The organism is Shigella dysenteriae (assembly GCF_022354085.1).
GTDB classification, from domain to species: Bacteria; Pseudomonadota; Gammaproteobacteria; order Enterobacterales; family Enterobacteriaceae; genus Escherichia; species Escherichia coli.
Window position 1 is genome coordinate 3,335,500 of sequence record NZ_CP055055.1, and the last position, 11,241, is coordinate 3,346,740.

The following is an 11,241-nucleotide window of genomic DNA, read 5'->3' on the forward strand; positions in this document are numbered from 1 at the left end:
GCGTTTACGCCGCATCCGCCAATAGTGCCAGATGCGACGCTCATTCAACTACAATCCCAGCGCCGTCCCCACCAACAACCAGATATTCAGCGCCACGACCAGCACTACAATCACCCAGCCTGTCTGTTTTACGCGTTTGCTGTTCACCAGATCGCCCATCAACTTGCTGTCACTGGTGAAAATCAGCAGTGGAACCAGCGCCAGGGCGATACCAAAACTTAACAGCACCTGACTCATAACCAGAATCCGTGTCGGATCTAATCCCATCAGAATGACAATAAATGACGGCAACATGGTGACTGTACGACGCACCCACAGCGGGATATGGAAGCGAATGAATCCCTGCATCACCACCTGCCCCGCCAGTGTCCCCACCACCGTTGAGGACAGTCCGGCAGCAACCAGACTTAACCCAAAGACCGTTGCCGCAGCATGGCTTAACAGCGGTTGCAGCGTCAGATAAGCCTCATCAAGATCGGCAACACCAGTATGACCAGAAAAGTGGAACGCCGCCGCAGCTGTAGCCATCATCGCCAGATTGACAAAACCGGCAATCGTCATGGCGATAGCCACATCCCATTTGGTGGCGGAATAACGTTGTTGACGCGAACCGCCATGTAAATGCTGAGTGAGCGAAGAGTGCAAATAAATCACATGCGGCATAATCGTCGCCCCTAACACGCCTGCTGCCAGGAAGACCGCCTCCGAAGTAGGTAAACTCGGGATCACCATTCCTTTACCCAGCTGCGCCAGGTTAGGCTGGGAGAAAATCAACTCGACAATGTAAGCCGCGGCAACAAACAACAGTAACCCGCCAATCACTTTCTCCAGCGGTTTTTGCCCGCGACGTTGCAGCATTAAAATCAGGAAAGTCGCGATCCCCGTCAGCACCGCGCCCTGCAACAACGAAACACCAAGAATGAGTTTAAAACCGATCGCCGCACCAATAAATTCCGCCAGGTCGGTTGCCATCGCAATAATTTCTGCCTGAACCCAATAGAACCACACTACGGGACGCGGATAGTGATCGCGAATCTGCTCCGCCAGATTTTTACCGGTGGCAATCCCTAGTTTGGCAGAGAGGATCTGAATCAGCATCGCCATCAGGTTGGCCCAAACGACAACCCACAGTAGCTGATAGCCGAAGCTGGCACCCGCCTGAATATTGGTCGCAAAGTTACCGGGATCGATATAACCAATCGCCGCAATGAACGCAGGTCCCATTAATGCGAGCCTCATCTTGCGCGCCGCCCGTCCGCTGCTACTCTCAACGCGATAGTTCGTCATCTTGTGCCTCTAAAACATAGCCTTTGCTATGTTTCATGCTATGCCAAACGAGAATGATTATCAAATTCATTTAAATGGGTTGTGGTGATTTCTCTGATAGACCAGGATTATGACTACGAAAAGATTGATGACTTGAATGTTATGGTTATGTTTAATGTTAGCACATTTACATAACTTTCAGCTTCCATACACAACATAGCAGAAATGTATGACAGCTCACTATTTTTGAAGCTTGTCACAGGACGTCATTATAGTGTGTGTCAGATCTCGTTTTCCTTAACCATGTTACATAGAATGTGCACGGAAATTTAACCTGCCTCATATTTGGAGCAAATATGGACCGCGTCCTTCATTTTGTACTGGCACTTGCCGTTGTTGCGATTCTCGCACTGCTGGTAAGCAGCGACCGCAAAAAAATTCGTATCCGTTATGTTATTCAACTGCTTGTTATCGAAGTGTTACTGGCGTGGTTCTTCCTGAACTCCGACGTTGGTTTAGGCTTCGTGAAAGGCTTCTCCGAAATGTTCGAAAAACTGCTCGGATTTGCCAACGAAGGGACTAACTTCGTCTTTGGTAGCATGAATGATCAAGGCCTGGCATTCTTCTTCCTGAAAGTGCTGTGCCCAATCGTCTTTATCTCTGCACTGATCGGTATTCTCCAGCACATTCGCGTGTTGCCGGTAATTATCCGCGCAATTGGTTTCCTGCTCTCCAAAGTCAACGGCATGGGCAAACTGGAATCCTTTAACGCCGTCAGCTCCCTGATTCTGGGTCAGTCTGAAAACTTTATTGCCTATAAAGATATCCTTGGCAAAATCTCCCGTAACCGTATGTACACCATGGCAGCAACGGCGATGTCCACCGTTTCTATGTCCATCGTTGGTGCATACATGACCATGCTGGAACCAAAATACGTCGTTGCAGCGCTGGTACTGAACATGTTCAGCACCTTTATCGTGCTGTCGCTGATCAACCCTTACCGTGTTGATGCCAGTGAAGAAAACATTCAGATGTCCAACCTGCACGAAGGTCAGAGCTTCTTCGAAATGCTGGGTGAATACATTCTGGCAGGTTTCAAAGTTGCCATTATCGTTGCCGCGATGCTGATCGGCTTTATCGCCCTGATCGCCGCGCTGAACGCACTGTTTGCCACCGTGACTGGCTGGTTTGGCTACAGCATCTCCTTCCAGGGCATCCTGGGCTACATCTTCTATCCGATTGCATGGGTGATGGGTGTTCCGTCCAGCGAAGCACTGCAAGTAGGCAGTATCATGGCGACCAAACTGGTTTCTAACGAGTTCGTTGCGATGATGGATCTGCAGAAAATTGCTTCCACGCTCTCTCCGCGTGCTGAAGGCATCATCTCTGTGTTCCTGGTTTCCTTCGCTAACTTCTCTTCAATCGGAATTATTGCAGGTGCAGTTAAAGGCCTCAATGAAGAGCAAGGTAATGTGGTTTCTCGCTTCGGTCTGAAACTGGTTTACGGCTCTACCCTGGTGAGTGTGCTGTCTGCGTCAATCGCAGCACTGGTGCTGTAAGACCATACATAAAAAAGCCGGGGATAATTCCCCGGCTTTTTTACGCCTGTTAATCAGCTAATGGCTGCGGGCGACCAATCAAATACCCTTGCAGATATTGCACCCCGAGCTTATGCAATAGCGCCTGTTGCTGTTGCGTCTCGACAAACTCCGCGACCACACTCAATGACTTCGCTTTCGCCAGATCGGTAATTGATCTCACAATCATCGCATCCAGCGTGTTCGTGACAATATCTTTCACAAAGACGCCATCAATTTTGATGATATCAGCCTGCAAACGCTTTAACCGTTCGTAGTTGGCATAGCCGGTGCCAAAGTCATCAATCGCAATCCGGAAACCAAACTTATGCAGCTGCTCGATGTTGTACATGCTGCTTTCTGCGTTAGAAAACGCCTGCTCCTCGGTGATCTCAAGAATGACCGCCTGCGGGGAGATGTGATAACGCTTAAATAGACGAATAATCCGCCCGGCAATATTCTTTTGCAGCAGCGTGAGCGGCATTAAATTAACTGAAAAGCGCGGGCCTTTTTTGTCGCAAGGGTGTGTTGCCAGCCACTTCAACAAGGATTCCAGCACTTGCAAATCAAAACGCGCGCTAAGATTAAACTGAGCAATAAGGGGCAGAAACTTATCCGGGGTCATAATGCCGCCGTCATATTTCAGTCGCGCGAGGATCTCATCATAACCTTCACCCTCTTTGTTGCGAATTGGCTGGGCGTAGAGCAGCAAATCACCCTGATCTAACGCCGTGCGAATGGTATTCAGCAATAGCACCTGTTTAGTGGTCTGCCCGGAAACCATCTCCTCTCTGCTATCCAGCGCCAGCACATGATGATGTGCGCAGGATTGCTCCGCCAGCCAGCTTAACTGCCCCAACAAGGGTTGCAGGGTTTCCTGATTTCCATCAAAACGCCCCCAGGCAGCACCATAGCCCATATCCAGCCCGGTATTGTTCCAGTGAATTTGCCGACTATTCAGGATGTTAACCATATGCTGGAGTCGCCCTTCCGTTTCCGGCCCGCTCAGCACTAACAGCAGTTCACTACCCGGCAATTGATACAACTTTTCGTTTTCCTGCATCAACGGCAGCAGCGTACGGTAAATTGAGCGGATACAGTGAACGCGCATCATTAAGCCGTAATGACGACTCATAAACTCAAGATTATCAATGCGCAGGCAGCAAAAACTCTTGCCCACCTCTTGCTCCGGTGCTTGTTCCAACGCACGAAAGTTGGGTAGGAGCGTTAACGGATCGGTCAGCGCCTGCAAATGCCAGCGGCGATTAAGCCATTCACTGCGATGATAAATGCGCACCATATAGAGCAGGCAAACGCTAAAGGAAATCAGCACCGCGAGAATAAATGCCAGCGAATATTCCGTTTCCACCCCTTGCAAAAAGTTCTGGTTGTAATTCAGCAGGCAAAGCGTTGAAACAGCCCAAGTGAGATTTAAAAACGGATAGCGAAGCTTACCGACCCCGAGGGTAAAGATGATGAAGAAAACGGGTACCAGGTAACCGGCAATAAAGTCGTTTTCATAAGGTGTGCACAACAGAAGTAGCAGCACGCTTAACGCTGCCAGCCAGCTTAAGGTAAATGCGCGTTTCTCTTTGCCCAACGACGGAGCGATATCCCTGCGCCACAATATCTGCGCAAAGTGGGGACTTACAATCATGCGAGTGAGATAGTAGAAAAGCATGTTGTAAATCAGCACCGCGGTGAAAAGGCTTAGTAAATCCACGACCGTGAAAATGGCATCCGCATCGCCGAAAAAGGTGGATATCTTTAGCGGGAAATCAAAGAAGCTCCCCACAAGATACATGCTGCATTTGATGCCGATCGGCGTCACCAAACCAAGCCAGAACAGACGTTGCCAGACATATCGGCTGGTCAATCCATAACGCCAACGCGTCCCCAGCTGCCAGCGTAATATTGCGCAGGCACATAACACGACAAACGTCTGGCTGCTGAGCATGACCGCAGTCTGTAAAAAAGAGAGATGAAAGTTCCACAGATTGGTGCAAAACATCCCGCATAAAACGGGAACGACACCGCGCCAGCCAAAGATAAACAAGATTGACAGCATTACGCACAGTGGCATCCACGCCAGAAAGATATAACTGGAATGGATAATGGCAAGTGGCGAAATAAAACGGGATAGCTGAATAAGTACCACGGTGAGCGTAAACGCTAGTGTGAATATCTTGATATTTTTTATCAGGTTATGCTCCACAAACATGAGTACACTACTCTCACTGATCGGGGTTTTCAGGCACACAAATAATAAGTTTATTCGCATTGCGAAGCAAACAGGGGCCATCCTGTTGCCGATTTTTCATCCAATGATGCTTTCACCAGGCGGCACTAACCCGGACGTAGACTGTATTACAAAAGCGGCAAAAAGCAGAGACAAAAAACCCCCGCTTTGCAGCGAGGGTTGGAAATTTGGTGGAGCTAAGCGGGATCGAACCGCTGACCTCTTGCATGCCATGCAAGCGCTCTCCCAGCTGAGCTATAGCCCCACGATGCGTTTACGTACCAAATTTGCTGGGTGCAAAATTTGGTGGAGCTAAGCGGGATCGAACCGCTGACCTCTTGCATGCCATGCAAGCGCTCTCCCAGCTGAGCTATAGCCCCGTCACGTAAAGCTTGTCGAGTTGACGGGCGGCATCATATGAATTCCGCCCGAATGTGTCAACGGCAAATTGCAGCGTGTAGTTTCAATCGCTGAAAAATCAGGCAAATGAACAATTTTGGAAAACCGCTCGCATTCAGTAGTTATTCATGTCACGGTTTCCTGTAAAGTGGTGCTATAAAATGAACTACTAATAGACCCACATACATTCAGGGAATTGTTATGTTCAAGGAGAGGATGACGCCAGATGAACTTGCCAGACTGACCGGCTATAGCCGCCAGACCATTAATAAATGGGTACGCAAGGAAGGCTGGACGACGTCACCAAAACCAGGCGTCCAGGGTGGCAAAGCCCGACTGGTTCACGTCAATGAACAGGTTCGTGAATATATTCGTAATGCTGAACGTCCAGAAGGTCAGGGAGAAGCGCCTGCCCTTTCTGGTGATGCGCCGCTTGAAGTATTGCTGGTGACACTGGCGAAAGAGATGACGCCAGTTGAACAAAAACAGTTTACATCCTTGCTTCTGCGGGAAGGGATTATCGGATTGTTACAACGCTTAGGGATTCGCGATAGCAAATAATATGAAAAGATTACGCAATAAAATGACCACCGAAGAACTGGCTGAATGCCTCGGTGTGGCTAAACAAACTGTTAACCGTTGGATCAGAGAAAAAGGCTGGAAAACGGAAAAATTTCCCGGCGTGAAAGGCGGTCGTGCCAGACTTATTCTGGTCGATACGCAAGTTTGCGAGTTTATTCAGAACACGCCTGCGTTCCATAACACACCAATGTTGATGGAAGCTGAAGAGAGAATTGCTGAATACGCTCCTGGAGCACGCGCCCCGGCGTATCGACAAATCATCAACGCGATAGATAATATGACAGACATTGAGCAGGAAAAAGTCGCGCAATTTTTGTCACGTGAAGGAATTCGCAATTTCCTCGCCCGTCTCGATATTGACGAATCAGCATAAATAAAAAACGGCAGGATATTATCTCCTGCCGTTTATCTTTTTACACGCTAATTACTGCTGGTTTTCGCGTTCAGCAATAAAGGCCAGCGCTTTGTTGATACGCTCAATGCTACGTGTCTTACCGATTGCGTGAACGGTAACATCCAGTGCCGGAGACTGCCCCGCACCGGTTACGGCGACACGCAGCGGCATACCAACTTTACCCATACCCACTTCCAGCTCATCCGCCGTCGCCTGAATAGCGTGATGAACGTTTTCAGCTGTCCAGTCAGTAATCGCGGCCAGTTTGTCACGAACTACTTCCAGCGGCTGACGCGCTACCGGACGCAGATGTTTTTTCGCGGCGTCGGCATCGAACTCAGCAAAATCTTCGTAGAAATAACGGCAGCTCTGTGCCATCTCTTTCAGCGTCTTGCAGCGTTCGCCCAGCAGTTTCACCAGATCAGCCAGCTGCGGGCCGTTACGGGTATCGATATTTTCCTGCTCAATGTGCCACTGTAAGTGAGTAGCAACATACTCCGGCGGCAGCGCGTTAATGTAGTGATGGTTCAGCCACAGCAGCTTGTCGGTGTTGAACGCACTGGCAGATTTGCTTACGGCATTCAAAGTGAAGTATTTGATCATTTCTTCACGAGTGAAGATTTCCTGATCGCCGTGGGACCAGCCCAGACGCACCAGATAGTTCAGCAGTGCTTCTGGCAAATAACCGTCATCACGATACTGCATTACGCTGACTGCCCCGTGACGTTTGGACAGTTTTTTGCCGTCATCGCCGTTGATCATAGAAACGTGCGCGTAAACCGGTACCGGAGCTTTCAGGGCTTTAAGAATGTTGATCTGGCGTGGCGTGTTGTTGATATGGTCTTCGCCACGGATAACGTGGGTGATTTCCATATCCCAGTCATCGACAACCACACAGAAGTTATAGGTTGGGGAACCATCGGTACGGCGGATAATAAGATCGTCCAGTTCCTGGTTGCTGAACTCGATCGGACCACGGATCTGATCGTCAAAAACAACAGAACCTTCCTGCGGGTTAGCAAAACGTACGACACACGGCTCATCATCAGCGTGATGCTCATGACTGTGGCGGCAGCGACCGTCATAACGCGGCTTCTCACCTTTCGCCATTTGCTCTTCGCGCAGCGCTTCCAGGCGCTCTTTAGAGCAATAGCATTTATAAGCTGTGCCCTCTTCCAGCATCTGATCGATCACCGCGTTGTAGCGATCAAAACGTTTAGTCTGGAAGTACGGACCTTCATCCCACTCCAGGCTCAGCCAGTTCATGCCATCCATAATGGCTTCGATAGCTTCCGGCGTGGAACGCTCAAGATCGGTGTCTTCAATACGCAGCACGAACTCACCGCCGTGGTTACGTGCAAAAAGCCAGGAGTAAAGAGCAGTACGCGCGCCGCCAACGTGCAGATAGCCTGTTGGGCTTGGCGCGAAGCGAGTTTTGATTTTCATGAAATGGCCTTACGTTTAGAAAGATGCCGACAACCGGCAAATCCTGGAAAAATTGAGTGGGCGATATTCTATCACTCCCGCCTGATTCCTCAATGTAGTTCGGGTTGCAACCTTACGCATTATTGTTTTCGTTGACAAATTGCGCAACACGGTCTGTTTTGCGATCATCTTGCTTAAATTTACGACGAACGAACAATTTCTTTAGAAAATGCGTTGACTCATTTTGAACTCTCCCTATAATGCGACTCCACACAGCGGGGGTGATTAGCTCAGCTGGGAGAGCACCTCCCTTACAAGGAGGGGGTCGGCGGTTCGATCCCGTCATCACCCACCAACTACTTTATGTAGTCTCCGCCGTGTAGCAAGAAATTGAGAAGTGGGTGATTAGCTCAGCTGGGAGAGCACCTCCCTTACAAGGAGGGGGTCGGCGGTTCGATCCCGTCATCACCCACCAATTTCTCACCAGCTAAATTTCTTGTAAAAATGTGAAGTACCGAAGTGGGTGATTAGCTCAGCTGGGAGAGCACCTCCCTTACAAGGAGGGGGTCGGCGGTTCGATCCCGTCATCACCCACCACTTCGGGTCGTTAGCTCAGTTGGTAGAGCAGTTGACTTTTAATCAATTGGTCGCAGGTTCGAATCCTGCACGACCCACCAATGTAAAAAAGCGCCCTAAAGGCGCTTTTTTGCTATCTGCGATTTGTAAGATTGATTTTTCTTCTCAAGTTCCTTGTTCTTCTACCGATATTACCTCGTAAAGTGACGAGGACTGAACAATGGCCACTATCTCTTCAACTTCAATTCCTTCCATACAAACACAGAGTAGTAACAGGGCATCACAAGGTAGCGATGTTGCTTCACAAATCGCGCGGATAAGTCAGCAAATCATCAAACTCACTCAACAAATTAAAGAGATTGTAGACACTAGCGGCAGTGCTGAAGACAAGCAAAAACAGGCCGAATTGATTCAACAGCAAATCACCCTACTGGAAACACAACTGGCGCAGTTGCAGAGACAGCAGGCAGAAAAGGCGCAGGAGAAAGAGCAGCGTTTGTCTCTGAATGTATCCCTTCTAAATCCTGTTGAAAATACGACTCATATCGATATCTATATCTGATACAACGGATCCCCTTCCCGACCAGCCATTAGCGCATTGCCCTGGTCTCGTACCACGTCCCATAACGCTTCAGCGGCGGTGGAAAGTGAACGGTTCTTCCTGCGCACCAGCATCAACTGGCGTTCAACAACCGGCGTAATGCGCTTTACCACCAGCGGGCTACCTTCAGGCAATGGTAGCGCCAGTGCGGGAAGAATACTGATGCCGATGCCTGCGGCTACCATCGGGAACAGCGTCGCCGGATGTCCAATCTCCTGCACAATATTCGCCTGAATACCATTGCGCGCCAGCGCTGCGTCAATCAGCGGTCGGCTGCCTGACGCGTAATCCTGCAACACCAATTTCGCTCCCTGTAATGCCTGCCAGGGTACATAATCTTCCACGGCCAAAGCGCTATCGCGATGGCAAAGCAGAAAGAAAGGCTCGGAAAGAATCGCTTCACATTGCAGATCGCCCACTGGGCCTGGATCGATGACGATGCCAAAGTCGACATCTCCCTGGCGAATACTTTCCATCACCCACTGCTGCGGACGATCGTGCAGGACAAACTGAATATCTGGATAGCGGCGATGGCTTTCAGCAATGCATTGCGGAATAAGATGCGCGGAAATGGTCTGGCTGGCAGCGACCCGAACTTTTCCGCTCAGTTGTTGCCCCATACGCCCGGTATCGCGCAACGTGCTGTTAAGTTCATCCAGCAGTCGCTCAAGACGCAAAGCCAACTGCTGCCCTGCATCTGTAAGCACCACTTCACGCGTGGTTCTGTCCAGCAGGCGAACACCAGTATGATTTTCCAGCTCCTTCACACTGTGACTTACTGCCGACTGGCTCAGGCCGATACGCTCTCCTGCACGACTAAAACTTTTCTCCTGCGCTACTGTGACGAAAACCTTTAATTGTTTTAAAGAATAATTCATCTGTTTTCTTCATGAATGGATGCAATAAATCAATTTTATTTCTCAAACTGGAAGAAGCACAATAGAACCATCGATCATCTGGAGTCTTTATGAAACTTTTTCGTATCCTCGATCCTTTCACCTTAACCCTGATCACGGTGGTGTTGCTGGCCTCTTTCTTTCCGGCCAGAGGCGATTTCGTCCCCTTCTTTGAAAATCTGACCACCGCAGCTATTGCCCTGCTGTTCTTTATGCACGGCGCGAAGTTGTCGCGTGAGGCGATTATTGCTGGCGGTGGTCACTGGCGACTGCATTTGTGGGTAATGTGCAGCACCTTCGTGCTGTTTCCGATTCTGGGTGTACTGTTTGCCTGGTGGAAACCGGTAAATGTCGACCCGATGCTCTACTCCGGTTTTCTCTACTTGTGCATTCTCCCGGCTACTGTGCAGTCTGCAATCGCCTTCACGTCAATGGCGGGCGGTAACGTCGCGGCGGCGGTTTGTTCTGCGTCAGCATCCAGCCTGCTGGGGATTTTCCTTTCACCATTGCTGGTTGGTCTGGTGATGAATGTTCACGGTGCAGGGGGCAGCCTTGAGCAGGTCGGTAAAATTATGCTGCAACTGCTGCTGCCGTTTGTGTTGGGGCATCTTTCCCGGCCGTGGATTGGTGACTGGGTGTCGCGCAATAAAAAATGGATTGCGAAAACTGACCAGACGTCCATTCTGTTGGTGGTTTATACAGCGTTCAGCGAAGCCGTCGTTAATGGTATCTGGCGTAAAGTTGGCTGGGGATCATTGCTGTTTATCGTGGTGGTCAGCTGCGTTCTTCTGGCTATCGTGATTGTAGTTAACGTCTTTATGGCACGCCGACTGGGCTTCAATAAGGCAGATGAAATTACTATCGTCTTTTGTGGTTCGAAAAAGAGTCTGGCAAATGGCATCCCGATGGCAAACATTCTGTTCCCCACATCGGTGATCGGTATGATGGTGCTGCCCCTGATGATTTTCCATCAGATCCAATTGATGGTCTGTGCGGTGCTGGCGCGTCGATACAAACGCCAGACCGAACAGTTACAGGCGCAGCAGGAAAGCAGCACCGATAAAGCTTAAAGCGGACGCTTCAGGGGCTGGACCAGTTGCGTCAGCCCCTCGGTTTTAATCAGCAGCGTGATTTGCATTAGCTCACCGAGCTTCCCTGCCGGGAACTCATCTTTGCGGGCAAACCACAGCAGATACTCCTCCGGCAGGTCGATTAAGCGACGCCCTTTGTATTTGCCAAACGGCATTATCGTATTGGCTATTTCAATCAGCTGCTCTTTTTCCATC

Annotated in this window: 11 protein-coding genes and 6 tRNA genes; 9 read left to right on the forward strand and 8 right to left on the reverse strand. The window is 49.8% G+C overall.

The genetic code is table 11. The annotated features are described in order from the left end of the window. Positions 1-48 precede the first annotated feature (48 nt). Together HUZ68_RS15950 and HUZ68_RS25150 are read right to left on the reverse strand one after the other, a co-directional pair. Positions 49-1,287, reverse strand: coding sequence for an Nramp family divalent metal transporter (locus HUZ68_RS15950; RefSeq protein ID WP_000186369.1), 1,239 nt, complete (start codon positions 1,285-1,287; stop codon positions 49-51). Then, positions 1,268-1,357 carry a protein YpeD gene (locus tag HUZ68_RS25150; protein ID WP_240811045.1) on the reverse strand — a complete coding sequence of 30 codons (90 nt, stop codon included), beginning with the start codon at positions 1,355-1,357 and terminating at the stop codon, positions 1,268-1,270. The genes HUZ68_RS15950 and HUZ68_RS25150 overlap by 20 nt, the downstream gene beginning before the upstream one ends. A gap of 265 nt (positions 1,358-1,622) precedes the next feature. Here HUZ68_RS25150 and nupC point away from each other — a divergent pair, with 265 nt between their 5' ends. Beyond that, on the forward strand, positions 1,623-2,825 hold the full coding sequence (gene nupC / locus HUZ68_RS15955) for a nucleoside permease NupC (RefSeq protein ID WP_000376337.1): 1,203 nt from the start codon (positions 1,623-1,625) through the stop codon (positions 2,823-2,825). 49 nt (positions 2,826-2,874) lie between these two features. On the opposite strand, the gene HUZ68_RS15960 is transcribed toward nupC, so the two are convergent. The 3 genes from HUZ68_RS15960 to HUZ68_RS15970 all read right to left on the reverse strand — a co-directional run bounded on the left by HUZ68_RS15960 (position 2,875) and on the right by HUZ68_RS15970 (position 5,462). Next, a complete protein-coding gene (locus HUZ68_RS15960; protein ID WP_069912910.1) occupies positions 2,875-5,064 on the reverse strand; it encodes a bifunctional diguanylate cyclase/phosphodiesterase in 2,190 nt (729 codons plus the stop codon). Between the two features lie 207 nt (positions 5,065-5,271). Continuing rightward, a tRNA-Ala gene (locus HUZ68_RS15965) sits at positions 5,272-5,347 on the reverse strand. A gap of 39 nt (positions 5,348-5,386) precedes the next feature. Further along, positions 5,387-5,462: transfer RNA gene (locus HUZ68_RS15970), tRNA-Ala, on the reverse strand. 220 nt (positions 5,463-5,682) lie between these two features. Here HUZ68_RS15970 and HUZ68_RS15975 point away from each other — a divergent pair. Together HUZ68_RS15975 and HUZ68_RS15980 are read left to right on the forward strand one after the other, a co-directional pair. Next, a complete protein-coding gene (locus HUZ68_RS15975; protein ID WP_000472021.1) occupies positions 5,683-6,042 on the forward strand; it encodes a YfeC-like transcriptional regulator in 360 nt (119 codons plus the stop codon). Position 6,043: 1 nt separating this feature from the next. Beyond that, positions 6,044-6,436 (forward strand): MerR family transcriptional regulator, encoded by a 393-nt coding sequence (locus tag HUZ68_RS15980; protein WP_000826503.1) that lies wholly within the window; start codon positions 6,044-6,046, stop codon positions 6,434-6,436. 51 nt (positions 6,437-6,487) lie between these two features. On the opposite strand, the gene gltX is transcribed toward HUZ68_RS15980, so the two are convergent. Then, the gene (gltX, locus tag HUZ68_RS15985) at positions 6,488-7,903 is read right to left on the reverse strand and encodes a glutamate--tRNA ligase (protein ID WP_000695640.1); all 1,416 of its coding nucleotides are present in this window, start codon (positions 7,901-7,903) and stop codon (positions 6,488-6,490) included. Between the two features lie 258 nt (positions 7,904-8,161). Here gltX and HUZ68_RS15990 point away from each other — a divergent pair. The 5 genes from HUZ68_RS15990 (at position 8,162) to HUZ68_RS16010 (ending at position 9,020) form a co-directional block, all read left to right on the forward strand. Beyond that, positions 8,162-8,237, forward strand: a tRNA-Val gene (locus HUZ68_RS15990). 44 nt (positions 8,238-8,281) lie between these two features. Further along, positions 8,282-8,357, forward strand: a tRNA-Val gene (locus tag HUZ68_RS15995). A gap of 46 nt (positions 8,358-8,403) precedes the next feature. Continuing rightward, positions 8,404-8,479, forward strand: a tRNA-Val gene (locus tag HUZ68_RS16000). Between the two features lie 4 nt (positions 8,480-8,483). Further along, positions 8,484-8,559 (forward strand) — tRNA-Lys (locus tag HUZ68_RS16005). Positions 8,560-8,678: 119 nt separating this feature from the next. Continuing rightward, positions 8,679-9,020, forward strand: coding sequence for a FlxA-like family protein (locus tag HUZ68_RS16010; protein WP_000201414.1), 342 nt, complete (start codon positions 8,679-8,681; stop codon positions 9,018-9,020). On the opposite strand, the gene HUZ68_RS16015 is transcribed toward HUZ68_RS16010, so the two are convergent. Beyond that, on the reverse strand, positions 9,011-9,937 hold the full coding sequence (locus HUZ68_RS16015) for a LysR family transcriptional regulator (protein ID WP_001109794.1): 927 nt from the start codon (positions 9,935-9,937) through the stop codon (positions 9,011-9,013). The two genes, HUZ68_RS16010 and HUZ68_RS16015, sit on opposite strands and share 10 nt — an antisense overlap. Before the next feature lie 89 nt (positions 9,938-10,026). On the opposite strand from HUZ68_RS16015, the gene HUZ68_RS16020 reads away from it, so the two are divergent. After that, the gene (locus HUZ68_RS16020) at positions 10,027-11,025 is read left to right on the forward strand and encodes a bile acid:sodium symporter family protein (protein ID WP_069912909.1); all 999 of its coding nucleotides are present in this window, start codon (positions 10,027-10,029) and stop codon (positions 11,023-11,025) included. On the opposite strand, the gene HUZ68_RS16025 is transcribed toward HUZ68_RS16020, so the two are convergent. Then, on the reverse strand, positions 11,022-11,240 hold the full coding sequence (locus HUZ68_RS16025) for a DUF3820 family protein (RefSeq protein ID WP_000410201.1): 219 nt from the start codon (positions 11,238-11,240) through the stop codon (positions 11,022-11,024). The two genes, HUZ68_RS16020 and HUZ68_RS16025, sit on opposite strands and share 4 nt — an antisense overlap. Position 11,241 lies beyond the last annotated feature (1 nt).